Source organism: Arthrobacter sp. L77 (assembly GCF_000816565.1).
GTDB classification, from domain to species: domain Bacteria; phylum Actinomycetota; class Actinomycetes; order Actinomycetales; family Micrococcaceae; genus Arthrobacter_D; species Arthrobacter_D antioxidans.
The window spans coordinates 500,043-525,055 of the sequence record NZ_JWSU01000006.1 but is presented as its reverse complement, the minus strand read 5'-3'; the positions used below and the strand labels follow the sequence as shown (position 1 = coordinate 525,055).

The 25,013-nt window shown below is 71.7% G+C and carries 23 protein-coding genes; 21 read left to right on the top strand and 2 right to left on the bottom strand.

What is annotated here, in order from left to right; translation table 11 throughout:
• The first annotated feature begins 28 nt into the window (after positions 1-28).
• Positions 29-691 carry a ribulose-phosphate 3-epimerase gene (rpe, locus tag RY94_RS12615; RefSeq protein WP_043445572.1) on the top strand — a complete coding sequence of 221 codons (663 nt, stop codon included), beginning with the start codon at positions 29-31 and terminating at the stop codon, positions 689-691.
• Positions 692-745: 54 nt separating this feature from the next.
• On the opposite strand, the gene RY94_RS17935 is transcribed toward rpe, so the two are convergent.
• A complete protein-coding gene (locus RY94_RS17935) occupies positions 746-1,450 on the bottom strand; it encodes an acVLRF1 family peptidyl-tRNA hydrolase (RefSeq protein WP_043445570.1) in 705 nt (234 codons plus the stop codon).
• 96 nt (positions 1,451-1,546) lie between these two features.
• On the opposite strand from RY94_RS17935, the gene RY94_RS12605 reads away from it, so the two are divergent.
• The 13 genes from RY94_RS12605 (at position 1,547) to nusB (ending at position 14,410) form a co-directional block, all read left to right on the top strand.
• Entirely contained in the window at positions 1,547-3,007 is a 1,461-nt protein-coding gene (locus tag RY94_RS12605; RefSeq protein ID WP_043445567.1) for a replication-associated recombination protein A, read from the top strand.
• Between the two features lie 290 nt (positions 3,008-3,297).
• Positions 3,298-3,924: a 30S ribosomal protein S4 gene (rpsD, locus tag RY94_RS12600; RefSeq protein WP_043445565.1), complete on the top strand. Its 627-nt coding sequence runs from the start codon at positions 3,298-3,300 to the stop codon at positions 3,922-3,924.
• 157 nt (positions 3,925-4,081) lie between these two features.
• Entirely contained in the window at positions 4,082-4,456 is a 375-nt protein-coding gene (locus tag RY94_RS12595) for a DUF948 domain-containing protein (protein ID WP_043445562.1), read from the top strand.
• Positions 4,457-4,480: 24 nt separating this feature from the next.
• Positions 4,481-4,756 (top strand): hypothetical protein, encoded by a 276-nt coding sequence (locus tag RY94_RS12590; protein ID WP_231554523.1) that lies wholly within the window; start codon positions 4,481-4,483, stop codon positions 4,754-4,756.
• Between the two features lie 164 nt (positions 4,757-4,920).
• Positions 4,921-7,599 carry an alanine--tRNA ligase gene (alaS, locus tag RY94_RS12585; RefSeq protein WP_043445559.1) on the top strand — a complete coding sequence of 893 codons (2,679 nt, stop codon included), beginning with the start codon at positions 4,921-4,923 and terminating at the stop codon, positions 7,597-7,599.
• 8 nt (positions 7,600-7,607) lie between these two features.
• Positions 7,608-8,225, top strand: coding sequence for a Holliday junction resolvase RuvX (ruvX, locus tag RY94_RS12580; RefSeq protein WP_043445556.1), 618 nt, complete (start codon positions 7,608-7,610; stop codon positions 8,223-8,225).
• The gene (gene mltG / locus RY94_RS12575; protein WP_082046325.1) at positions 8,222-9,484 is read left to right on the top strand and encodes an endolytic transglycosylase MltG; all 1,263 of its coding nucleotides are present in this window, start codon (positions 8,222-8,224) and stop codon (positions 9,482-9,484) included. The genes ruvX and mltG overlap by 4 nt, the downstream gene beginning before the upstream one ends.
• On the top strand, positions 9,485-10,366 hold the full coding sequence (locus tag RY94_RS12570; protein ID WP_231554522.1) for a shikimate dehydrogenase: 882 nt from the start codon (positions 9,485-9,487) through the stop codon (positions 10,364-10,366).
• A 32-nt stretch (positions 10,367-10,398) separates the two neighbouring features.
• Positions 10,399-11,607 carry a chorismate synthase gene (gene aroC, locus RY94_RS12565; RefSeq protein WP_043445553.1) on the top strand — a complete coding sequence of 403 codons (1,209 nt, stop codon included), beginning with the start codon at positions 10,399-10,401 and terminating at the stop codon, positions 11,605-11,607.
• Positions 11,607-12,212: a shikimate kinase gene (locus RY94_RS12560; RefSeq protein WP_082046324.1), complete on the top strand. Its 606-nt coding sequence runs from the start codon at positions 11,607-11,609 to the stop codon at positions 12,210-12,212. Before aroC ends, RY94_RS12560 begins: the two co-directional genes overlap by 1 nt.
• Positions 12,202-13,296: a 3-dehydroquinate synthase gene (gene aroB / locus RY94_RS12555; RefSeq protein WP_043445549.1), complete on the top strand. Its 1,095-nt coding sequence runs from the start codon at positions 12,202-12,204 to the stop codon at positions 13,294-13,296. The genes RY94_RS12560 and aroB overlap by 11 nt, the downstream gene beginning before the upstream one ends.
• Before the next feature lie 143 nt (positions 13,297-13,439).
• Positions 13,440-14,003 (top strand): elongation factor P, encoded by a 564-nt coding sequence (gene efp / locus RY94_RS12550; protein WP_043445547.1) that lies wholly within the window; start codon positions 13,440-13,442, stop codon positions 14,001-14,003.
• Positions 14,000-14,410: a transcription antitermination factor NusB gene (gene nusB / locus RY94_RS12545; RefSeq protein ID WP_043445544.1), complete on the top strand. Its 411-nt coding sequence runs from the start codon at positions 14,000-14,002 to the stop codon at positions 14,408-14,410. Before efp ends, nusB begins: the two co-directional genes overlap by 4 nt.
• Before the next feature lie 160 nt (positions 14,411-14,570).
• On the opposite strand, the gene RY94_RS12540 is transcribed toward nusB, so the two are convergent.
• The gene (locus tag RY94_RS12540) at positions 14,571-15,848 is read right to left on the bottom strand and encodes a PrsW family intramembrane metalloprotease (RefSeq protein WP_052274321.1); all 1,278 of its coding nucleotides are present in this window, start codon (positions 15,846-15,848) and stop codon (positions 14,571-14,573) included.
• A gap of 102 nt (positions 15,849-15,950) precedes the next feature.
• On the opposite strand from RY94_RS12540, the gene pyrR reads away from it, so the two are divergent.
• Genes pyrR through pyrF form a run of 7 tightly spaced genes read left to right on the top strand, consistent with a single transcriptional unit; the run spans position 15,951 to position 24,856 of the window.
• The gene (gene pyrR, locus RY94_RS12535; protein ID WP_418909766.1) at positions 15,951-16,532 is read left to right on the top strand and encodes a bifunctional pyr operon transcriptional regulator/uracil phosphoribosyltransferase PyrR; all 582 of its coding nucleotides are present in this window, start codon (positions 15,951-15,953) and stop codon (positions 16,530-16,532) included.
• Positions 16,529-17,554 (top strand): aspartate carbamoyltransferase catalytic subunit, encoded by a 1,026-nt coding sequence (locus RY94_RS12530; RefSeq protein ID WP_052274320.1) that lies wholly within the window; start codon positions 16,529-16,531, stop codon positions 17,552-17,554. The genes pyrR and RY94_RS12530 overlap by 4 nt, the downstream gene beginning before the upstream one ends.
• Positions 17,551-18,927: a dihydroorotase gene (locus RY94_RS12525; RefSeq protein WP_052274319.1), complete on the top strand. Its 1,377-nt coding sequence runs from the start codon at positions 17,551-17,553 to the stop codon at positions 18,925-18,927. Before RY94_RS12530 ends, RY94_RS12525 begins: the two co-directional genes overlap by 4 nt.
• A 47-nt stretch (positions 18,928-18,974) precedes the next feature.
• Positions 18,975-19,484 (top strand): PH-like domain-containing protein, encoded by a 510-nt coding sequence (locus RY94_RS12520; RefSeq protein WP_442853456.1) that lies wholly within the window; start codon positions 18,975-18,977, stop codon positions 19,482-19,484.
• Entirely contained in the window at positions 19,481-20,707 is a 1,227-nt protein-coding gene (gene carA / locus RY94_RS12515; RefSeq protein ID WP_043445538.1) for a glutamine-hydrolyzing carbamoyl-phosphate synthase small subunit, read from the top strand. Before RY94_RS12520 ends, carA begins: the two co-directional genes overlap by 4 nt.
• Positions 20,707-24,015, top strand: coding sequence for a carbamoyl-phosphate synthase large subunit (gene carB, locus RY94_RS12510; protein WP_043445535.1), 3,309 nt, complete (start codon positions 20,707-20,709; stop codon positions 24,013-24,015). Before carA ends, carB begins: the two co-directional genes overlap by 1 nt.
• On the top strand, positions 24,005-24,856 hold the full coding sequence (pyrF, locus tag RY94_RS12505; RefSeq protein ID WP_043445533.1) for an orotidine-5'-phosphate decarboxylase: 852 nt from the start codon (positions 24,005-24,007) through the stop codon (positions 24,854-24,856). The genes carB and pyrF overlap by 11 nt, the downstream gene beginning before the upstream one ends.
• The last annotated feature ends 157 nt before the right edge of the window (positions 24,857-25,013 follow it).

Here is a 25,013-nt window from a genome sequence, read left to right as displayed (position 1 = left end):
CAGGACAGAGGCAACGAAAGGAACGGCTGTGACGCATCTCCGTATCAATCCGAGCATCCTCTCGGCGGACTTCGTGAACCTGGAGGCCGAGCTGCAGCGCATCGCGTCGGCCGACGCCGTGCACGTGGACGTCATGGACAACCACTTCGTGCCGAACCTCACGCTGGGACTGCCGATCGTCCGGAGGATCCAGCAGGTCAGCCCGCTGCCGCTCGACGTGCACCTCATGATCGAGGACGCCGACCGCTGGGCGCCCGCGTACGCCGAGGCCGGCGCCGCGTCGGTGACCTTCCACGCCGAGGCCGCGGCGGCCCCGGTCCGGCTGGCCCGGGAGCTGCGGGATGCCGGCGCGGAGGCCGGCATGGCGCTGCGGCCGGCCACGCCGGTGGAGCCCTACCTGGACATGCTGGGCGAGCTCGACCTGCTGCTCGTGATGACGGTGGAGCCGGGGTTCGGCGGGCAGTCCTTCCTGGACCTGACCCTGCCGAAGATCCGCCGGGCCGCCGACGCCGTCCGGGGGGCGGAACGGCCGCTCGCCATCCAGGTGGACGGGGGGATCACGGAGGAGACGATCCTCCGTGCCGCCGACGCCGGGGCCACGGTCTTCGTCGCCGGGTCCTCGGTCTACGGGGCGGACGACGCCGCCGCGGCGATCACCGCCCTCCGCGCGGCAGCCGCCCGGAGGGCCTGAGGCGCACGGCGGCGCCGGGTCCGATCCGCGCCGGTGCACGGTTCGGCCACCCGGTCACGGGTTCTCCCCGGGCGGGTCGGTCACGGTGATCCGGACGGCCAGGGCCGTGCGGGCGGCCTCCTTGAGGACCGCGAAGCGGGGATCCGGCACCGTGAGGAACGGGACCTGGGGGAGGCCCGCGAACCGTGAGAGGACGGGTTCGCCGAGGACGCCCGTTGCCAGCGTCCTGTCGCCGCCGAGCTGCAGGCACGACGGCGGATGGGCACCGAAGAGGACGGCCGCGCGGGCCGCGGTCTCCTCCACGAGGGCGTCCGCCTGGTTGGCCCGTCGCCGCGCGAACCGCTGCTGCGACCAGCCGCCCGCCGCCGTCCGGCCCTGGACGTAGCGCGTGCCCGTCTTCGAGGACACGACCCCGCCGTCCCGCGCGACGCCCACCGAGTAGCCGCCACGCCGGATGAGCAGGAGTCCCACCGTGGTGGCCGGGTCCACCGCCGGGAGCAGGTCCAGGACCGGGCCCGCGCCCTCCGCCGACCCACGCGCCGCACCGTCCGGTCCAGGCCCGGGAAGGGTGCCCGGTGGCAGGGGCGGGGTCAGGACCGCGATGCAGCCGTTCGCGGCGGTCACCGTGACCGAGCCGTCCGCGCGCTCCGGCGTCGCCTGCGCACTGTGCACACCGAAGGGGCCGTTCCGTGCCTCGAAGCGTGCGAGCCACCCCTCGAGGCGCCCGGCCTCGACCAGGACGGACCTGCTGGGGGTCATCGGCTTCCTCTCGTGGAGCGCGCGGTCCGGCGCCCTCCGTCAGGAGGAGCCTCGGCGGGTGCCCGCGCGTCAGTGGCCCACAGTAACGTTGGGGCCGTGAATGATCTATTCAGTGCCGCGGCCGACGACGACGAGTCGGACGACGCGCCCGCCGGCAGCACACGCGGCTCGGCGGGCCTGCGGCCCCGCAGCCCGCTCGCCGTGAGGATGCGACCGCGCAGCGTGGAGGAGGTCGTGGGCCAGCAGCACCTGCTCGGCCGGGGCTCGCCGCTGCGGACACTCGCGGGGGAACACGATCCCGGTGCCCACGCGGCGCCGTCGTCCGTGATCCTGTGGGGTCCGCCCGGGACGGGAAAGACGACGCTCGCCCACGTGATCGCACGCGGCCAGGGCCGGAAGTTCGTGGAACTGTCCGCCATCACGGCCGGCGTCAAGGACGTGCGCCGCGTCATGGACGAGGCCCTGACCTCACGCGACCTGTACCGGCAGACCACGGTCCTGTTCCTCGACGAGATCCACCGCTTCAACAAGGCCCAGCAGGACGCCCTGCTCCCCGGGGTGGAGAACGGCTGGGTGGTCCTCATCGCGGCCACCACGGAGAACCCGTCCTTCTCGGTCGTGTCCCCCCTGCTGTCCCGCTCGCTCCTGCAGACCCTGCGGCCGCTCGACGAGGCCGACATCCGGGGCCTGCTCCAGCGGGCCGTCGACGACGAACGCGGGCTCGCCGGGACGGTCGAGCTGTCCGGGGAGGCGCTCGAGCATCTCGTCCGCCTGGCCGCGGGGGACGCCCGGCGCGGCCTGACCGCGCTCGAGGCGGCCGCCGGCGTCGCGCAGTCCGAGCGTGACGTGCCGGCCGTCGACTCCCGGCGCGAGGGTGAGGCCGGTGGCGACGACGACCAGGAGGGGCAGGAGGTCCTGCCCGTGCTGGTCACGCTGCAGCACGCGGAGAAGGCGGTCGACGTCGCCGCCCTGCGGTACGACCGCGCCGGTGACCAGCACTACGACGTCGCGAGTGCCTTCATCAAGTCCCTGCGCGGATCGGATGTCGACGCCGCCCTGCACTACGTGGCGAAGATGCTCGAGGCCGGCGAGGACCCGCGGTTCATCGCCCGGCGGCTGATGATCTCGGCGTCGGAGGACGTGGGGATGGCCGACCCGACGGCCCTGCAGACGGCCGTCGCCGCGGCGCAGGCCGTGCAGCTCGTCGGCATGCCCGAGGCCCGGATCATCCTCGCCGAGGCGGTGGTGCACATCGCGACCGCGCCGAAGTCGAACGCGGCCTACAACGGCATCAACGCCGCCATCGCCGATGTCCGCGCGGGCCGCGGCCAGGGCATCCCGGCCCACCTGCGGGACGCGCACTATCCGGGCGCCTCCCAGCTCGGCCACGGGAAGGGGTACGTGTACTCCCACGACGAGCCGCACGGGATCGCCCTGCAGCAGTACGCGCCGGACGACCTGGTGGGCCGGAACTACTACGAGCCGACGGACCGCGGGGTCGAACGGGACATCGGCTCCCGCCTGTCGCGGCTCCGACGGATCATCCGCGGCAAGTGAGGTCCCGGGTCTCCGCCGGTCGTGGCGGGCTGCCGTCGGGATTCGGCCCACCGCCCTCTCGCTGCTAGCATTGAACGCTGACTGGCAAGTCGTCGTGTACCAGCCATCCTCCGTGCCCTGCAGCAGGTTCCTGCCGCTGCGTGCGGTGGGCGGCCAGGGTCGCGGCGGACTGTAGTACCGGGAAGCGGCCAATCCCGGCTCTCCGCAAGTGGAGGCCAGCGACACCGGAAGTGCGGACGCCCCCGTGGCGCAGGTCCGCTTCTTCGCCGCAAAAACATCGAAAGGTAGACGTGGCTAACAACACACGTGCCCGCCGGAAGGTCCGCATCTCGCGAGCCCTCGGCATCGCCCTGACTCCCAAGGCCGAGAAGTACCTCGAGCGTCGGCCGTACGCGCCGGGCCAGCACGGCCGTGCGCGTCGCAAGCAGGACAGCGACTACGCCGTCCGTCTGCGCGAAAAGCAGCGCCTGCGCGCCCAGTACAACATCCGCGAAGCGCAGATGGCCCGTGTCTTCGAAGAAGCACGCCGGACCTCGGGCCTGACCGGTGAGAACCTGATCGAACTGCTCGAGATGCGTCTCGACGCCCTCGTGCTCCGTGCCGGGTTCGCCCGCACCAGCGCCCAGGCACGCCAGCTCATCGTCCACCGCCACATCATGGTCGACGGCGCGCGCGTCGATCGCCCGTCGTTCCGGGTGGCCGAAGGCCAGCTCATCCACGTGCACAGCCGCAGCGAGACCATGGTCCCGCTGCAGGTTGCCGCCGCCGGTGCGCACCGCGACGTCCTCCCCGCCGTTCCCGGCTACCTGGACGTCCAGCTCGACAAGCTCCAGGCGCGCCTCGTGCGTCGCCCGAAGCGCTCCGAGGTCCCCGTGACCTGCGAAGAGCAGCTCGTCGTCGAGTACTACGCACGCTAGTGTCCACGTCCGCGGGTTCCCCGCGGCCCTGAACGACAGGCGTGGTCGAAGAGCCCGCGGCACCCGCCGCGGGCTCTTCGTTCTGTAAGGTACTAGGAGCACGAAATTCCCTGCCCGCCCCTTCCGGCGGTGCACCCATGCGTAAAGGAGACCGCCCATGTCAGGTGGAGATATTGCCGGCCTGATAGCTGCGGGCGTGTTCGCCGTCCTGGTCCTGCTGCTGGCCGTTCCGATCTGGAAGCTCGGACGCGTGTTCGACGAGCTCCGCACGGCCATCCGGACCGTCACCGACGAGACCACGCCGCTGATCGAAGAGGTCACGAGCACCGTGAGCACCACGCACCGCCAGCTGAAGACGGTCGACGGGATCACCTCCAACGTCTCCGACGCGTCGGCGAACATCTCCGCGCTGTCCTCGCTGATCGCCGCCACCGTCGGCTCTCCGCTGATCAAGGTCTCGGCCTTCTCGTACGGCGTCCGCTCGGCCCTCGCCGGCCGGACCTCGCCCGCCCGCCGCCGCCGTAGCCGCTAACCCAACGACGAACCGGAGACAACGATGATCAGACGAGCTTTCTGGCTGGCAGCCGGCATCACGATCGGTGTGGTCGCGGTGCGCAAGGTGACCCAGGCCAAGGCGAACCTCGGCCCCGAGGGCCTGAACCGCGCCGTCGGGCAGATCAGCGACAGCATCGCCGATTTCGCCGATGCCCTGCGCTCCTCCATGAACGAGCGGGAGGACGACCTCCGCTCCGCCCTCGGCGTGCCGGCTCCCACCGCCGCAGCCAAGGACGCCGCGGCGGACGCCCCCGCGACGCGCCGCTCCCTCCGCTAGGACGACGCACCGCCGGTGCCGCCGGGTCTCCGGCCGCCGACGCCCGGCCTGCCGGTCCGTGCGGCGGACCGGCACGGCGGGCCCCGCACCGCGACCCGCGCGAGCCCGCCGGGTCCCATCTCCCCGTCCGGGCGTCCGGACCACCCACCGAAGGATCTGCTCCCATGAAGTCCCACGAGATCGCCAGCCGCTGGCTGAGCTACTTCGAGAAGAACGGGCACACGGTCGTGCCTTCGGCGTCGCTGATCTCCTCGGACCCGTCCCTCCTGTTCACCGTGGCCGGGATGGTGCCGTTCATCCCGTACCTGACCGCCCGCGAGACGGCCCCCTACAGCCGTGCCACGAGCGTCCAGAAGTGCATCCGCACCGGCGACATCGAGGAGGTCGGCAAGACCGCCCGGCACGGGACGTTCTTCCAGATGTGCGGGAACTTCTCCTTCGGTGACTACTTCAAGGCCGATGCCATCCGCATGGCCTGGGAGCTGCTGACCAGCGACCTCGCCGACGGCGGGTTCGGCCTGCCCGCGGAGAAGCTGTGGATCACGGTCTACCACGAGGACGACGAGGCCCTGGAGATCTGGCGCGACGTCGTCGGCGTCCCCGCCGGGCGCATCCAGAAGATGGGCAAGAAGGACAACTACTGGTCCACCGGCCAGCCCGGCCCCGCCGGTCCCTGCTCGGAGATCTTCTACGACCGCGGTCCCGCCTACGGGGCCGACGGCGGTCCGGAGGCCGACGACGACCGGTACGTGGAGATCTGGAACCTCGTCTTCATGCAGTACCAGCGCGGCGAGGGCACCGGCAAGGACGACTTCGAGATCCTGGGCGAACTGCCGAAGAAGAATATCGACACGGGCCTCGGGCTCGAGCGCCTCGCGATGATCCTGCAGGGCGTGGAGAACATGTACGAGACGGACCAGGTGCGTCCCGTCCTGGACCGCGCCGCGGCACTCAGCGGGAAGACGTACACCAGCTCCGAGTCCCCGCAGGACCCGCACCACACCGACGACGTCCGCCTGCGCGTGGTCGCCGATCACATCCGCTCCTCGCTCATGCTCATCACCGACGGCGTGACCCCCTCCAACGAGGGCCGGGGCTACGTGCTGCGCCGGCTGATCCGCCGCGCCGTCCGCGCCATGCGGCTCCTCGGCGTGGAGAAGGCCTGCCTGCCCGACCTGCTGCCCGCCTCGCGGGACGCCATGAAGGGCGTCTACCCGGAGGTCGACACCGACTTCGAGCGCATCAGCCGGATCGCCTACGCCGAGGAGAAGGCGTTCCTGCGCACCATCGCCTCGGGCACCGCGCGCCTCGAGGAGGCCGTGCGGGAGTCCCTCTCCGAGCAGCGCCCGCTGTCGGGCCAGGACGCCTTCACGCTCCATGACACCTACGGGTTCCCCATCGACCTGACGCTCGAGATGGCAGAGGAGGCCGGGCTCGCCGTCGACGCCGAGGGCTTCCGCTCGCTCATGCTCGAGCAGCGCCACCGCGCCCAGGCCGATGCCCGCGGCAAGAAGGCCGGACACGCCGACCTCTCCGTGTTCACCGAGCTGCTCGGCCGCGGCCAGACCGTCTTCACCGGCTACGACGAACTGACCACGGAGGCCACGATCGTCGCCGTCCTGGACCACGGCCAGTCCGTCCCGAGCGCCCTGCAGGGAAGCGAGATCGAACTCGTCCTCGACCAGACGCCGTTCTACGCCGAGGCCGGCGGGCAGGCCGCCGACATCGGGTTCATCACGGGTAACGGCTTCGTGGTCGAGGTCCTCGACGTCCAGCGTCCCGTCAAGGGCCTGAGCGTCCACCGCGCCGTGGTGCGCGAGGGCGAGGTGTTCCAGGGTGCCGTGGTGACGGCCGCCGTCGACCGCCGGCGCCGCCACGCGGGGGAGCAGGCGCACTCGGGCACGCACATCGTCCATGCCGCCCTCCACGAGATCCTGGGCCCCGAGGCGCTGCAGCGCGGCTCCTTCAACAAGGCCGGCTACCTCCGGTTCGACTTCTCCTGGGGCGAGGGCATCAGTGCCGGGGCCCGGTCGGAGATCGAAGAGGTCTCGAACATCGCGATCCGCGACAACTACGAGGTCGAGACGAAGATCATGTCCCTCGCGGACGCGAAGGCGCTCGGCGCCACCGCGCTGTTCGGCGAGGCGTACGGCGAGACGGTGCGCGTCGTCGAGATGAACGCCGAGTTCTCCCGCGAACTGTGCGGTGGAACGCACGTTCCCTCGACGTCGCTCATCGGCAGCCTGACGCTGCTCGGCGAGCAGTCCGTCGGTTCGGGCAACCGGCGCATCGAGGCGCTCGTGGGACTCGATGCCTTCCGTCACCTCGCCGCCGAGCGGGCGCTCGTCACCGAACTCTCCGAGATGCTGAAGGTGCCCTCGGCGCAGCTGCCCGACCGCCTGTCGGCGACGCTCACCAAGCTCAAGGCCGCGGAGAAGGAGCTGGAGCGGCTCCGCAGGGAGCAGCTCGCCCTGGCTGCGGGCTCGCTCGTCGACACCGCGGTGGACGTGGACGGCGTGCGCCTGATCGCGCACGACGCCGGCGAGATCGGCAGCGCGGACGAACTGCGAACCCTCGTGCTGGACCTGCGCGGCAGGCTCGGGTCCGAGCCCGCCGTGGTCGCCGCCACCGGCGTCGCGCAGAACCGTCCGCTCGTCCTCGTCGCGACCAACGAGGCGGCACGGACCGCCGGGGTCAAGGCCGGTGCGCTGGTGCGGACCGCCGCGAAGATCCTCGGCGGGGGCGGCGGCGGCAAGGACGACGTCGCGCAGGGTGGCGGCTCGGACGCCACGCGCATCCCCGACGCGCTGTCGGCGATCCGCTCAGCGGTCGCGGAGCGCTGACGGCACCCGTGGAGGAGAACGGCGGGGGAGCGGCGTCCGGCACACCCGGTGGCGCTCCCTACCCCTCCGGGCCGAAACTCGGGGTCGACGTCGGGCAGGTCCGGGTGGGCCTCGCCGGGTGCGACCGCGACGGACTGATCGCCACGCCGATCCGCACGCTCAAGCGGGATGCGCGGAAGAACAGCGACCTGCGGATCCTGGTCCGGGAGGCCGTGGAACGCGGCGCCGTGCAGATCATCGTGGGACTCCCGAAGAATCTCAGCGGCCGGGAGGGCCCCTCCGCGGAGATGGCACGGGAGTACGCGGGCCTGCTCGTGGACGAACTCCTCCGACAGTCCCATCCGCTACCGGTACGCCTGGTGGACGAGAGGCTGAGCACGGTGTCGGCCCACCGTTCCCTGCACGCCGCTGGTCTCGGGAGCCGTGATCATCGTAAGGTGGTAGATCAGGTGGCTGCCGTCGAAATACTCCAGCATGCCATCGATACGCAACGTTCACGTGGACGGGATGTGGGGGATCCGGTTCCTGTGCGAGCCGCAACGGACGCGCAAAGCCCGCTGCCGACCCCTACGGAGGAGCCAGTCATCAGACACAGTACGCCCAGCAGGAGGGAATCCGAGTCGTGAGCGACCGCCATTCCGCCCCCCAGGGCGCCGCAGACGATGCGGCGGACCACCCTGCAGACCAGGCCGTCGACCAGGGTGTCGACGGACACGACGACGCCCGCCGGGACGACTACACCCACCCCGAGCCGGTCGAGGAGTTCTTCGTGGCGCAGGACGTGCCGCCCCGCGACACCGGGCGGCCTCCCTCGAAGGCGAAGCGGCGCCGGCGTCTCCGCCGTACCGTCGTCATGCTCGTGGTCCTCGCCGTGTTCGCCGGCACTGTATACGGTGCCGCCCTCATGCTGCGCGACTTCCTGGGGTTCAACGACGTCAAGGACTATGCGGGACCGGGCGGCCAGGAGACGGTGTTCGCGGTCCCCGAGGGGGCCGGGGCGCTGGCGATCGGGACCGGCCTCGAAGCAGCCGACATCGTGGCGGACTCCGCGACGTTCGTGACGGCGCTCAGCGCCATCGCCGAAGGCCGCGAGGTCCAGCCGGGCGAGTACGAGATGCGCCTGCAGATGTCCTCCGCCGCCGCCGCCGAAGCACTCCTCGGCGAGGACCCGACGATGGTCTCCTATGCCGCGATCGCCCGCGACCTGCGGCAGGGCGAGGTGTTCGACATCCTCAGTGAGTCCACGGGCATCCCGCGCGCGGAGTTCGACGCCCTCGGCGAGGACCCGGGGCAGTTCGGGCTTCCCGCGCAGGCGCTCTCCCTCGAGGGCTACCTGCATCCGGGCGAGTACCGCTTCGACGTCGAGGCCACCGCCACGGACATCATCACCGAGCTGGTCACGGCGACCACCGACCGGCTCGCCGAGGACGGCGTCACCGACCCGGACGAGCAGTACGAGATCCTGACCGTGGCGAGCATTGTCCAGGCGGAAGCGCAGGAAGGCGACTACGCGACGGTCGCCGGATCCATCTACAACCGGCTGAAGCCGGGCAACACGGAGACCAACGGCCTGATCCAGTCGGACGCGTCGGTGACCTACGGGCTCGGGACGCGCACCTACCAGCTGACGGAGGAGGAGAAGAACGACACCTCCAACCCGTACAACACGTACGCCAACCCGGGGCTCCCGAAGGGGCCGATCGGCTCCCCCAGCGACGAGGCGATCGACGCGACCGTCAATCCCGCGGACGTGCCGTTCTACTTCTGGGTGACGGTGGACCTCGACACGGGGGAGACCAAGTTCTCGGAGACGTACGCGGAGCACCTGCGCTACGTCGCCGAATACGACGCCTGGTGTGGCGACAATCCGGGACGGTGCCAGTAGGTGGTGCCGACAGGCACGACGGCGGCCCGGGAGTTCCGGGCCGCCGTGATCGGTTCGCCGATCGCGCACTCGAAATCGCCCCTGCTGCACGGGGCCGTATACCGGGCGCTCGGCATCGACTGCTCCTACTCCGCGATCGACGTCGATGAGGCGCAGGTGGGAGCGTTCCTCGACGACCTGCGCGCCGGCACCGCATGGCGCGGGCTGTCCGTGACGATGCCCCTCAAGGGTGCCGTCGCGCGGCTGGTCGACAGCACGACGGCGCCGGCGGACGTCCTCGGCGTCGTCAACACGGTCGTCGTCGGCGTCGGCCCGCATCCCACGCTCACCGGTCACAACACCGACGTCGCCGGGGTGGCCCACGCCCTCGCCGCGTCAGGCGTGGGGACGCCGCAGCGCGCCGCCGTCCTGGGCGGTGGGGGCACCGCCGCCGCCGCGGTGGCCGGGCTCGCGCAGCTCGGTGCCGGCGCGGTGTCCGTGATCGTGCGCCGTCCGGCAGCCGCGGCGGACCTCCAGCGCATCGGTGGGGCCCTCGGGGTGGAGATCGCCCTCGTCCCGTGGTCCCATGCGGCCGAGGTCGTGCCGGCGTCCGACGTCGTCGTCTCGACCCTGCCGCCGCGCGCCGCCGACCCGCTGGCCCGCGAGCTCGCGGCCCACGCGGGGTTCCGCACGGACGGGACGCTGCTCGACGTCGCCTACGACCCCTGGCCGAGCCGGCTCGCCGCGGCGTGGCAGCAGGCCGGCGGGCGCATCGTGCCCGGCCTCGACATGCTGATCCACCAGGCCGTCGAGCAGGTGGCGCTGTTCTTCCCCGAGGCCGGTGCGGACCGCGCCGTCGTCCTGCGCGTGATGTATGACGCAGTGGGTGCCGTCCGGCGCTGAGGTGTGCCGCGCCGCATGGCAGTATGGAAGCCATGTTGCGTTGGTTGACGGCAGGAGAATCGCACGGCCCCGCCGTGGTCGGCATCATCGAGGGCATGCCCGCGGGGGTGGGGATCACGAGCACCGACATCCAGGACGCGCTGGCCCGCCGTCGGCTCGGGTACGGGCGCGGCGCCCGCATGAAGTTCGAGCGGGACCAGGTGCGCATCATGGGCGGCGTCCGGCACGGGCTGACCCAGGGCGGCCCCGTCGTCATCGAGGTGGCGAACACCGAGTGGCCCAAGTGGGAGAAGATCATGTCCGCCGACCCCCTGGGTGAGCAGGACGCCGCGGACCTCGCCGATTCGGCCCGCAACGCCCCCCTGACCCGCCCGCGCCCCGGGCACGCCGACTTCACCGGCATGCAGAAGTACGGCTTCGACGAGGCCCGTCCCGTCCTGGAGCGTGCCAGCGCCCGCGAGACGGCCACCCGGGTGGCGCTCGGGGCCGTCGCCGCGAAATTCCTCGAGGGCCTCGGTATCCGCCTCGTCAGCCACACCGTGGCCGTCGGGTACGTCTCGGTGCCGGAGGACGCCGTCCTGCCGACGCCGGACGACGTGATCGCCCTCGACACCGATCCGCTGCGCTGCTTCCACCGTGACACCTCGGACGCGATGGTGGCGGAGGTCGACGCCGCCCACAAGGAGGGCGAGACGCTCGGCGGCGTCGTCGAGGTGGTCGCGTACGGACTCCCGCCGGGCCTCGGCAGCTACGTGCACTGGGACCGGCGGCTCGATTCCCGCCTCGCCGCCGCCCTCATGGGCATCCAGGCCATCAAGGGCGTGGAGGTCGGCGACGGCTTCGACACCGCCGCGCGACGCGGCACCGCGGCCCACGACGAGATCGTGCGCAACGAGGAGGGCAAGATCGTCCGCACCAGCAACCGCGCCGGCGGGATCGAGGGCGGCATGAGCATCGGGGACACGCTCCGCGTCCGCGCCGCCATGAAGCCCATCGCGACCGTTCCCCGGGCCCTCCGGACCGTCGACGTGAGCACCGGCGCCGCTGCCCGCGCGCACCACCAGCGCTCGGACGTGTGCGCCGTCCCCGCAGCCGGCGTCGTCGCCGAGGCCATGACGGCCCTCGTGCTGGCGGAGGCCGTCACCGAGAAGTTCGGCGGCGACTCGCTGGCCGAGACCGCCCGCAACCTGCGCAGCTACCTCGAGAACATCCCGGAGTTCCTGGACTCCGCAGGGGCCTGATGCACGGGACCAGGCCCGTCGTCCTCGTGGGTCCCATGGCGGTCGGCAAATCGGCGGTGGGCAGGATGCTCGCCGAACGGATCGGCGCCCCGTTCATCGACACCGACCGGGTGATCGTCGAACGGCACGGGAGCATCGCCGGGATCTTCGCCCGCCAGGGCGAGGAGGCCTTCCGCGCCCTCGAGGCCGACGTCGTCCGGGCGGCCCTCGACGAGGACGCCGTCGTCTCCCTGGGCGGCGGGGCCGTCCTCCACCCGCGGACCCGGGACCTGCTGCAGGACACGACGGTCGTCTTCCTCGACACCGACCTCGCGGCCGTCCTGCCGCGCATCGGCGCCGATGCGAGCCGGCCGCTGCTGGCCGGACGACCGGCGGAACGGTGGCAGGAACTGTACGACGCGCGGCGGCCCGTCTATGCCGCGCTGGCCACCACCGTCGTCGACACGCGTGGCCTCTCCGTCCGCGCGGTCACCGCGGCGGTACTCCGGGCAGTGCCGGCCCTGCACCGCAGCGACGGCGGGCCCGGCGACACCACCCCGGCGGCGACCCACGACGCGACACACCACCTGGACCACGAGAGCGGGACGACACACCATGGACACTGAGACCCCCACCATCATCCCCGTCACCGGGAGCACGCCCGGAGACTCGTACGACGTCGTCGTCGGGCACGGACTCCTCGGGCGGCTGCCCGCGATCCTCGGTGAGCGCGTGCGGCGCGTTCTGGTGATCCACCCGAGGGCGCTGCGCGCCACCGGCGACACCGTCCGCGACGAGCTCGCCGATGCCGGCTTCACCGCCGTGACCGCCGAGATCCCCGACGCCGAGGAGGGCAAGCACATCCAGGTGGCCGCCTTCTGCTGGCAGGTCCTCGGCCAGAACGACTTCACGCGCTCGGACGCCGTGGTCACCGTCGGCGGGGGATCGGTGACGGACCTCGGCGGTTTCGTCGCGGCGACCTGGCTCCGCGGTGTCCGCGTGGTCCACCTGCCCACCAGCCTGCTCGGCATGGTGGACGCCGCCGTCGGAGGGAAGACCGGCATCAACACCGCCGAGGGCAAGAACCTCGTGGGCGCCTTCCACCCGCCGGCCGCCGTCCTGGTGGACCTCGACGCGCTGGGCACGCTGCCGAAGAACGAGCTCGTGACAGGACTCGCCGAGGTGGTCAAGTGCGGGTTCATCGCGGATCCGGTGATCCTCGACCTGATCGAGCAGGACCAGGCCGCGGCGACCGACGCGGGCTCGCCCGTGCTGCGGGACCTCGTGGAACGGTCCATCCGCGTGAAGGCGGACATCGTCTCCGAGGACCTCCGGGAATCGGGCCGCCGCGAGTACCTGAACTACGGCCACACCCTGGGCCACGCCATCGAGCTCGCCGAACGGTACTCGTGGCGCCACGGCGCGGCCGTCTCGGTGGGCCTCGTGTTCGCCGCGGAACTGTCGCGGATGGTCGGGCGGCTCAGCGACGTCGACGCCGACCGCCACAGGAGCATCCTCGAGGCCCTCGGCCTGCCGGTCACGTACCGGCGCGACCGCTGGGCCTCGCTCCTGGACGGGATGCGCCGCGACAAGAAGTCCCGCGGCGACCTCCTGCGCTTCGTGGTGCTGGACGGCATCGGCAGGCCGGGCATGCTCGAGGTCCCCGACACGTCGCTCCTCTTCGCGGCCTACCAGGAGATCGCGTCCTGACCACGTGCTGACCACGGCCTGACCGCGGCCGCCCGGCCTCGGGCCGTACGGGGTAGACTGGGCTCTGGACTTTTGGCGTGCCTCCGCGCGCCCGCTGTGCCCCGGCCGGCCGATCCATCCGAGAACCCGACGAAAGTGAATCTGTGGCGACCACGAACGACATCAAGAACGGCACCGTTCTGAAGCTCGAAGGCAACCTCTGGAACGTCCTCGAATTCCAGCACGTCAAGCCCGGCAAGGGTGGCGCCTTCGTCCGCACCAAGCTCCGCAACATCCTCTCCGGCAAGGTGGTCGACAAGACCTTCAACGCGGGCCTGAAGATCGAGACGGCCACCGTGGACCGCCGCGACTACCAGTACCTGTACAAGGACGGCGAGGACTACGTCTTCATGGACACCACGGACTACGACCAGATCACGGTGCCGGGCAAGACCGTCGGCAACGCCGCGAACTTCATGCTCGAGAGCCAGATGGCCACGATCGCCATGCACGAGGGCTCGCCGCTGTACGTCGAGCTCCCCGCGTCCGTGACGCTGGAGATCACCTACACGGAGCCGGGCCTGCAGGGCGACCGCTCCACGGGCGGCACCAAGCCCGCCACCGTCGAGACCGGCCACGAGATCCAGGTCCCCCTGTTCCTCGGCACCGGCACCAAGGTCAAGGTGGACACCCGCACGGGCGAGTACCTGGGACGCGTCAACGAGTGAGCGCACGCAGTAAGGCCCGACGTCGGGCCCTGGACATCCTCTTCGAGTCCGCGCAGCGCGACATGCCGGCCCTCGAGGTCATCCGTGCCCGCCGCGAGAAGACGGACATGGTCATCGCGGACTACACGGTGGACGTCGTCGAGGGCGTCCTGGAGCGCCAGGAGCAGATCGACGAGTTCCTGAGCACCTATTCGCAGGGGTGGACGCTCGACCGCATGCCCGCGGTGGACCTCATGATCCTGCGCATCGGCAGCTGGGAGCTGCTCTACAACGACGACGTCCCCGACGGCGTCGCCGTCAGCGAGGCCGTCGAGCTCGCGAAGATGCTCTCCACCGACGAGTCGCCGAAGTTCGTCAACGGCCTCCTCGGACGGCTGCAGCAGCTCAAGCCGACCCTGCTGGCCTGAGCGACGCCCCATATCTCCCCTCCGGAAGCTCCCGCAGGCCGTCGACGGCCCACGGGAGCTTCTGCGTTCCCGGCTCCGGGCATTCGTCGGGCACGTGTGGTGGGTTCCGTCGTCGGGCACCGACCGCAGGTGAGCGCCCGACCGGCCGACCGCGCCGCACCTACCGGACGGCCGAGGCCTTCTCGAAGATCCGGGTCCGCCGCTGCGACGCCTCCGCCAGCAGGGCACGCTCCTCGGCCGCGTAGTCGCCGTCGCGCCGGCCGCCCAGCATCCGCTGGCGCGTGTGCGCGATGCGCGACCCCGTCCGGATGAAAGCCTGCATGTCCTCCCTCGCCCCGACGGTCCTGGCCCAGGCGAGAGCCCGTGCCCGGCCGGGGCGGGTGGCGAGCATGCTCACCTCCTCGGCCGTGAACCAGCCTGCCTGTGCGTAGTCGCCGAGCCGCGCCTCGGTGAGGCGCTGCTCGGCGCGCCGGAGGAGGACGACGGCGATCACGGCGGCCACGAACAGCGGCACCTGCACGACGAAGTAGAAGAGGAAGAAGTTGTCGAACAGGAGGATCGTGCCGCCGTTCCACAGCATGTGCCCGGCGATCGCCGGCAGGAGCCCGAGGGCGAAGGCGCCGAGGATCCGCGCATTCCCGCCGCCACGGGTCAGCGCGTACCCGAGCACGAACCCGAGCAGGGCGGTGAACATGACGTGGGCGAACGGGGAGAACAGCCCGCGCAGCACGAACACCCCCACGAGGGCCCCGGCGTTGCCGGAGTCCATCACGGCGGAGCCGAAGTAGAGGATGTTCTCGGTGAAGGCGAAGCCCGCCGCGACCGTCCCGGCGTAGACGATGCCGTCCACGGGCCCGTCGAAGTGGCTGCGGCGTGTGTACACGAGGATCAGCACGCCGAGGCCCTTGGCGAACTCCTCCACGAGCGGGGCCTGCAGCACCGGGCCGATCACGTCGGGGGAGGTGGTGGTGAGCGCGTCCCCGAGCAGCTCCACCACATAGGTGCCGAGCAGCAGGGTCACGGCGACGGACGCTCCGGCACCCCACAGGAACGCGAAGAGCAGGGCCCCGCGTGGTTCGGGGTCCCACCGGTCGATCCAGCGCAGCCCGACCAGGCAGATGCCCAGCGGGACCAGCGCGAGGATCCCGCAGAGGACGAAGGCGGACGGGCCGAGGGACAGCGAGAGGAGCAGGAGGACGGCCGCGACCACCAGGGCCGCGACGAGCACGAGGAGGACGTCGAGCACGCGACGGCGTCGGGGCGGCCTGTCCCACACGGGGTGGAAGGCGTCGCCCGTGCCACGGGTCGGGGCAGCCCGGGGGTGCCGCACGGTCGTGTCGCCCCACCATCCCTGGTCGCCGTGCCGGTGCCACTGCTGGTCCTGCCGTTCCCGCGGGGAGTCGGCCGGTCGGCCGTAGCCCTGGTTGTTCGTCGCCATGCTCCAACCCTAGGGGCATGCACCGCTGTGGTAGTTTTGAAGGCGCAACCACCCTTTAAGTTCCGTCCCGTGAGGCGGGGAAGGAGGAAGCGTGTTATGACCATGCCTGCCTCGGATTCCGGCATCACCAAGCGCGTTGTTCTCGCAGCAGCAGACATAGACCGCGCACTCACACGCATCGCCCACGAGATCCTCGAGGCGAACAAGGGCTCGCGTGACCTCGTGCTCCTCGGCATCCCCCGCAGGGGTTTCCCGCTGGCCCAGCGCCTCGCCCAGAAGATCGCGTCCGTGGATCCCTCGGTGGATCCGGACCTCATCACGGGTCAGCTCGACGTCACCATGTACCGGGACGACCTCCGCCGCAATCCCACCCGCTCACCGCTGGCGACGCAGCTCCCGCCGTCGGGCATCGACGACAAGGTCGTGGTCCTCGTCGACGACGTCCTCTACTCGGGGCGCACCATCCGGGCCGCCCTGGACGCCCTCGCCGACCTCGGCCGGCCCCGTGCCGTCCGTCTGGCGGTGCTGGTGGACCGGGGCCACCGCGAGCTCCCCATCCGCGCCGACCACGTGGGCAAGAACCTGCCGACGTCGTCCCGCGAACGCGTGCGCGTGCATCTCGCCGAGATCGACCTGATCGGCGGCTCCGCCGTGAACGAGGTCGTCATCGAGGACCGCGCGTGAAGCACCTGCTCAGCACGCAGGACCTGTCAGCGAGGAGCGCCCTGCGCCTGCTGGACGTCGCCGAGGAGATGGCGGCGGTGGGGGAGCGGGAGATCAAGAAGCTCCCCGCGCTGCGCGGCCGGACCGTGGTGAACCTCTTCTACGAGGACTCCACCCGCACCCGCATCTCCTTCGAGGCCGCGGCGAAACGCCTCTCCGCCGACGTCATCAACTTCGCGGTCAAGGGATCCTCGGTGTCCAAGGGCGAATCCCTGAAGGACACCGCGCAGACCCTGGAGGCCATGAGCGCGGACGCCGTCGTCATCCGCCACCCCGCCTCCGGCGCACCGGCGCGGCTCGCGGCGTCGGGCTGGATCGACGCGGCCGTCGTCAACGCCGGGGACGGGACGCACGAACACCCCACGCAGGCCCTGCTCGACGCCTTCACGCTGCGCCGGCACTGGGCGCGGCTCGGCGGCATGCCCAGCGCCGGGAGCACCCTGGCCGGCATGAAGGTCCTGATCGTCGGGGACGTCCTCCACTCGCGGGTGGCGCGCTCCAACGTCTGGCTGCTGACCACGCTCGGCGCGGAGGTGCTCCTCGCCGGCCCGCCCACCCTGCTCCCGGTCGGCATCGGGTCCTGGCCCTGCACCGTGTTCTACAACCTCGACGACGCCCTCGCCCAGCGGCCCGACGCCGTCATGATGCTCCGCCTGCAGGCCGAGCGGATGAACGCCGCGTTCTTCCCCTCGACGCGCGAGTACTCACGGCGCTGGGGCTTCGACGACGGGCGGCTGGCACTGCTGGACACGATGGGCCTGGACGACACCGTGATCATGCACCCCGGGCCCATGAACCGGGGCCTCGAGATCTCCTCCGCCGCCGCGGACTCGCCCCGCTCCACCGTCCTCGCCCAGGTCCGCAACGGCGTGTCCGTGCGCATGGCCGCGCTGTACCTGCTGCTCTCCGGGGACCCGCGCGACGAGCACGACGACCAGACCGATGACCCGACCGCCCTGATCCCGGAAGGCCGCACCCCGTGACGACCCCCACCCGTACCACCGGTCCCACCCGACCCGCGTACCTCATCCGCGGCGCCTCGATCCTGGGCGGCGACGTCCAGGACCTCCTCATCCGTGACGGCGTCATCGCCGCCGTCGGCGCCGCAGCGACGGCCGAGGCACCCGCCGACGCCGAGACCATCGACGCCGCGGGCCTGATCGCCCTGCCCGGCATGGTGGACCTCCACACGCACCTCCGCGAGCCGGGCCGGGAGGACGCGGAGACGGTCGAGACCGGGTCGCGCGCCGCCGCGCTGGGCGGGTTCACGGCCGTGCACGCCATGGCCAACAGCTCTCCCGTCGCCGACACGGCCGGCGTCGTCGAGCAGGTGTACCGCCTCGGCCTCGCCTCGGGCTGGGTCGAGGTCCGCCCGGTCGGGGCCGTGACCGCCGGCCTGGGCGGCGAGCGGCTCGCCGAGCTCGGCGCCATGGCCGAGTCGCGGGCGGCCGTCCGCGTCTTCTCCGACGACGGCATCTGCGTCCACGATCCCGTCCTGATGCGCCGCGCACTCGAATACGTCAAGGCGTTCGACGGCGTCATCGCGCAGCACGCGCAGGAACCGCGCCTCACCGAGGGCGCCCAGATGAACGAGGGCGAGGTCTCGGCCGTCCTCGGCCTGACCGGCTGGCCGGCCGTGGCGGAGGAGAGCATCATCGCCCGCGACGTCCTGCTCGCCCAGCACGTCGGGTCCCGCCTGCACGTCTGCCACGTCTCCACGGCCGGGTCGGTGGAGATCATCCGGTGGGCGAAGGCCCGCGGCATCGACGTCACCGCCGAGGTCACCCCGCACCACCTGCTCCTGACCGACGAGCTCGTCCGCAGCTACGACCCGGTCTACAAGGTCAACCCGCCGCTGCGTACCTCCGGCGACGTCCACGCGCTGCGTGCGGCCCTCGCCGACGGCACGATCGACGTCGTCGGCACCGACCACGCACCGCACCCGAGCGAGCACAAGGAGTGCGAGTGGGCGCAGGCCGCCATGGGCATGACGGGCCTCGAGACCGCCCTGTCCGTGGTGCAGCACACCATGGTGGAGACCGGCCTGCTGGACTGGGAGGACTTCGCCCGGGTGACCTCGGTCAGCCCGGCGGCGATCGGCCGGCTCGGACACCAGGGCCGGCCGATCGCCGTCGGCGAGCCCGCGAACCTGATCCTCGTCGACCCGGCCGCGCGGTGGACCGTCGATCCGTCCACGATGGCCACGAAGGGCCGCAACAGCCCCTTCCGCGGCCTCGAACTGCCCGGCAGCGTCCGCGCCACCTTCTATGCCGGACACCCGACGGTCCTCGACGGGCGCCTCGCCTCACCCCGCCCGGAGTCCGCGACCGAAGGGGCCGCCGCGTGGAATCTCTAGGCTGGGTCGCCCTGACCGTCGGCATCATCGCCGGGATCGTCGGGCTCATGGGCCTCGGATGGCGCAACCGGCTGCGTCGGCAGGCGGACGTCCCTGTGCCGCCGGAGCCGCCCGCGGACCTCGGGCCCGTCCTCTACGAGGCCGAGGGACAGTACGTCGCGACGACGACGGCGGGGGACTGGCTCGACCGCATCGCGGTCCACGGGCTGGGTCTGCGCGGCAACGCCGTCGCCTCCGTCCACGAGGACGGCGTCCTGATCACGCGCACGGGCGCCCGCACCGTCTTCATCCCGCGCGGCGACCTCACCTCGGTGCAGCTCGCGGGCGGCATGACCGGCAAGTTCGTCGAGAAGGAGGGGCTCGTGATCCTCACCTGGCGCCTCGGCGGTCACGGCGTCGACACGGGGTTCCGCACACGCCACGCCGCGCACAAGGCGCAGCTCGTCGCCGCCACGGCCGCGCTCGTCCCGGCCCGCTCCGCGCCCCCGGACACCGCCCGCACCGACACCACCTCCGACCGCACTCCACCGACCCCCGAAGGCAGGGAACAGCTGTGAGCCACGCTCCAACAACGGCACCGGTCCACCGACAGGCACCCGCGGTGCTCGTCCTCGAGGACGGCCGCATCTTCCGCGGCCGCGCCTACGGGGCCGAGGGCACCACGCTCGGCGAGGCCGTCTTCGCCACCGGCATGACCGGGTACCAGGAGACCATCACCGATCCGTCCTACGCCCGCCAGCTCGTCGTCCAGACGGCGCCGCACATCGGCAACACCGGGGTGAACGCCGACGACGCCGAGTCGCGCCGCATCTGGGTGGCCGGGTACGTCATCCGGGACGCAGCGCGCCGTCCCTCCAACTGGCGCTCCGAGCAGAGCCTCGACGACCAGCTGCGCGAGCAGGGGATCGTCGGCATCGAGGGCGTCGACACGCGCGCCGTGACCCGGCACCTCCGCGAGCGCGGCGCCATGCGCGCCGGCATCTTCTCCGGCGCGGACGCCGCGCTGCCCGCGGACCGGCTCCTCGAGCTGGTCCTCGCCCAGCCGTCCATGGCTGGCTCGCGGCTCGCCGAGGAGGTCAGCATCGACGAGGCGTACGTCGTCGAACCCGCCGACCACGGCTGGACCGGCGAGACGGTGGCCACCATCGCGGCGCTCGACCTCGGCATCAAGGCGATGACGCCCAGGCACTTCGCCCAGCGCGGCGTGCGCACCGTCGTCCTGCCCGCCGCGGCGACGTTCGACGACGTCATGGCCGCCCGGCCGGACGGCGTCTTCATGTCCAACGGGCCCGGCGATCCCGCGACGGCCGACGCCCAGGTGGACCTGCTGCGGCGCGTGCTCGATGCGCGCGTGCCGTTCTTCGGCATCTGCTTCGGCAACCAGATCCTCGGCCGCGCACTCGGCTTCGGTACCTACAAGCTCCGTTACGGCCACCGGGGGATCAACCAGCCGGTCATGGACCGCCGCACCGGCAAGGTGGAGATCACCTCGCAGAACCACGGCTTCGCCGTCGACGCACCGCTGGACGGCCCCGTCGAGGCGCCCGCCGGCACCTACGGCCGCGTCGAGGTGAGCCATGTGTGCCTGAACGACGACGTCGTCGAGGGACTGGCGTGCCTGGACATCCCGGCCTTCTCCGTCCAGTACCACCCCGAGGCGGCGGCCGGTCCGCACGACTCGGCGTACCTCTTCGACCGCTTCATCGACCTGATGCGGTCCGAGAAGGACCACGCGGGCGCCCAGCCCGGCCACGGCAGCACAACCCAGGAAGAGAACTGATGCCCCGCAGAACCGACCTCAAGAGCGTCCTCGTGATCGGCTCCGGGCCGATCGTCATCGGGCAGGCCGCCGAATTCGACTACTCGGGCACGCAGGCGCTGCGCGTCCTGCGCGAGGAGGGCCTGCGCGTCATCCTCGTGAACTCGAACCCGGCCACGATCATGACCGATCCGGAGTTCGCCGACGCCACGTACGTGGAGCCGATCACCCCGGACGTCGTCGAGAAGATCATCGCGAAGGAGCGCCCGGACGCCCTGCTGCCCACCCTGGGCGGCCAGACGGCACTGAACACGGCGATCGCCCTCGACAAGAACGGCGTCCTCGAGAAGTACGGCGTCGAGCTCATCGGCGCGAACATCGCCGCGATCGAGCTCGGCGAGGACCGCGAGAAGTTCAAGGGCGTCGTGGCGCGCTGCGGTGCGGAGTCGGCCCGGTCCTCGATCATCCACACGATCGACGAGGCCCTGGCGGCCGCCGAGGACCTCGGCTACCCGATGGTGGTCCGCCCGTCCTTCACGATGGGCGGTCTCGGCTCCGGCCTCGCGTACACCGAGCAGGACCTGCGCCGCATCGTCGGCCAGGGCCTGCAGTACAGCCCCACGAGCGAGGTCCTCCTCGAGGAGAGCATCCTCGGGTGGAAGGAGTACGAGCTCGAGATGATGCGCGACAGGAACGACAACGTCGTGGTGGTGTGCTCCATCGAGAACGTGGACCCCGTGGGCGTGCACACCGGCGACTCCATCACGGTGGCGCCGGCCCTGACGCTCACCGACCGCGAGTACCAGCGCCTGCGGGACATCTCGATCGCCGTGATCCGCGAGGTCGGCGTCGACACGGGCGGCTGCAACATCCAGTTCGCCATCGAACCGGACACGGGCCGCGTCGTCGTCATCGAGATGAACCCGCGCGTCTCGCGGTCCTCGGCCCTCGCGTCGAAGGCCACCGGCTTCGCGATCGCCAAGATCGCGACGAAGCTCTCCCTCGGCTACACGCTCGACGAGATCCCCAACGACATCACGCTGAAGACCCCGGCGTCCTTCGAGCCGACCCTCGACTACGTGGTGGTCAAGGTGCCGCGGTTCGCGTTCGAGAAGTTCCCCGCCGCGGACCCCACGCTGACCACCACCATGAAGTCCGTGGGCGAGGCCATGGCCATGGGCCGCAACTTCACGGAGGCGCTGCAGAAGGCACTCCGCTCCCTCGAGCAGAAGGGGTCGCAGCTGTCCTTCGCGCCGGTGCCCGCCGGGGACGTCGACGCCCTCGTCGAGGCGGCCCGGCGCCCCACCACCGAACGGCTGTCCCAGGTGCAGCGCGCGCTGCTCGGCGGCGCCACCGTGGAGCGGCTCTACGAGGCCACGGCGATCGACCCGTGGTTCCTCGACCAGCTCGTGCTCCTCAACGAGATCGCGGAGGAGGTGCGCTCGGCGCCGAACCTCACGGAGGACGTGCTGCGGCACGCCAAGCGCCACGGGTTCTCCGACGAGCAGATCGGCTCCCTCACCTCCACGCCCGAGGCCGTGGTGCGCGGGGTGCGGCACGCGCTCGGCATCCGCCCCGTCTTCAAGACCGTGGACACGTGCGCGGCGGAGTTCGCCGCCTACACGCCCTACCACTACTCGTCCTACGACGAGGAGGACGAGGTGGCGCAGCACGAGAAGCCCTCGGTGATCATCCTCGGCTCCGGGCCCAACCGGATCGGCCAGGGCATCGAGTTCGACTACTCGTGCGTCCACGCCACGATGGCGCTGCGGGAGGCCGGCTACGAGACGGTCATGGTCAACTGCAACCCGGAGACGGTCTCCACGGACTACGACATCTCCACGCGCCTGTACTTCGAGCCGCTGACCCTCGAGGACGTCCTCGAGGTCATCGCCGCCGAGCAGCGCACCGGCGGGGTCCTCGGCGTGTTCGTCCAGCTCGGCGGCCAGACGCCGCTGAAGCTCGCCCAGGAACTCGCCGACGCCGGCATCCCCATCCTCGGCACGTCGCCCGAGGCCATCGACCTCGCCGAGCACCGCGGGGCGTTCAGTCGCGTGCTCGACGCCGGCGGGCTGATCTCCCCCAAGAACGGCACCGCGGTGTCCTTCGAGGACGCGAAGAAGATCGCCGACGCCATCGGCTACCCCGTGCTGGTGCGTCCGTCCTACGTCCTCGGCGGACGCGGCATGGAGATCGTCTACGACGAGCCGAACCTCTCCCGCTACATCGCCAACGCCACGGAGATCACGGAGGCGCACCCGGTCCTCATCGACCGCTTCCTCGAGGACGCGATCGAGATCGACGTCGACGCGCTGTACGACGGGACGGAGATGTACCTCGGCGGGATCATGGAGCACATCGAGGAGGCCGGCATCCACTCCGGCGACTCGGCGTGCGTGCTGCCGCCCATCACCCTCGGCGCCGATGTGCTGCAGCGTGTCCGGGAGGCGACGCTCGCGATCGCCGAGGGCGTCGGCGTGCGCGGGCTCATCAACATCCAGTTCGCGCTGGCCTCCGACGTCCTGTACGTCCTCGAGGCGAATCCCCGCGCCTCGCGGACCGTGCCGTTCGTCTCGAAGGCCACCGGCGTGCAGCTCGCCAAGGGTGCCGCCCTGATCGGCACCGGGGTCACGGTCGCGGAACTGCGTGGGCGCGGACTCTTGCCGGCCCGGGGTGACGGCGGCTCGCTGCCGCTGGACGCGCCGGTCTCCGTCAAGGAGGCAGTGCTGCCCTTCAGCCGTTTCCGCACGCCCGAGGGCACGGTGGTGGACTCCCTGCTGGGTCCGGAGATGCGGTCCACCGGTGAGGTGATGGGCATCGACAAGTACTTCGACACGGCCTTCGCGAAGAGCCAGGCCGCGGCGAACGCGGCCCTGCCGGTGCAGGGCAAGGTCTTCGTCTCCGTCGCCAACCGGGACAAGCGCGCCATCGTCATGCCGGTCAAGCGGCTCGTGGACCTCGGCTTCGAGATCGTGTCCACGGGCGGCACGGCGGACGTCCTGCGGCGCAACGGCATCCAGGCGACGACGGTCCGCAAGGTCGCCGAGGGTACGGGGGCGCACGGTGAGGGCACCGTGGTGGACCTCATCACCGGGGGCGGCATCGACATGATCATCAACACGCCCTCGGGCGGCCAGGCGCGCGGCGACGGCTACGAGATCCGCGCGGCCGCGACGTCCTACGGCCTCCCGGTCATCACGACGATCCCCGAGGTGGGGGCCGCCGTGCAGGCGATCGAGGCCATGCGCTCCTACGAGTGGTCGGTGACGAGCCTCCAGGAGCACGCCGCGAACCTCAAGGCGTCCACCGCGGCCCGCGATGCCTCCTGAGGTCGGCGCCGCCGCGGCCCGCGCCCCCTTCGGGGGGCGGCTCGCGGCGGCCCGGGCGGCCCGGGGGAGCCTGTGCGTCGGCATCGACCCGCACCCCGGTCTGCTGGACGCCTGGGGGCTGGAGGACTCCCCGGCGGGCCTCGAGCGCTTCTCCATGACGGTGCTGGACGCCGTCGGGCCGGTCGCCGCGGCCCTCAAGCCGCAGGTGGCGCTGTACGAACGGCACGGCGCGCGCGGACTCGCGGTCCTCGAGACGCTGCTGGCGCGTGCGGCCGACGCCGGCGTCCTCACCATCGCGGACGCCAAGCGCGGCGACATCGGATCCACCATGCGGGCCTACGCCGAGGCGTGGCTCGGGGAGGGCCGCCCGCTGGCGGCCGACGCCGTCACCCTGAACCCGTACCTCGGGTTCGAGTCCCTCCGACCGGCCCTCGACCTCGCCACCGCGACCGGACGCGGGGTGTTCGTCCTCGCGCTGACGTCCAACCCCGAAGGCCGCTCGGTGCAGCACGTGGGCGGGGACGCGTCCGTGGCGCGGTCCATCGCGCACGCGGCGGCCGCGGAGAACGCCGGCGCCGGGCCCGGCCATGTGGGGCTGGTGATCGGCGCGACCATCGGTGACGCCGCGCAGCGGCTCGGCCTGGACCTGCCCTCCCTCAACGGCCCCGTCCTGGCGCCCGGGGTCGGCGCCCAGGGTGCCGGGCGCCGTGAGCTGGAGGCAGCGTTCGGGGCGGCCCTGCCGTTCGTGCTGCCCACCTCGAGCCGCGCGATCCTCGCCGCGGGTCCCGACGCGGCGGCGCTGCGCGCGGAGGCGGAGCGTACCCGCGACGGGCTCGCCTGAGCGCGGGGGCGCATTGATTTCGGAGCCGTGCGCCCGGTAGGTTCGTTCCACCGGGCCTGCCGGGCCCCCACCCACCCGGGACGACGACCAGGCGTGTCCGTCGATCCACCTGACCCAGCCACACGACGAGCGGTCGCCGCCCTTCGTGGTGCCGTCC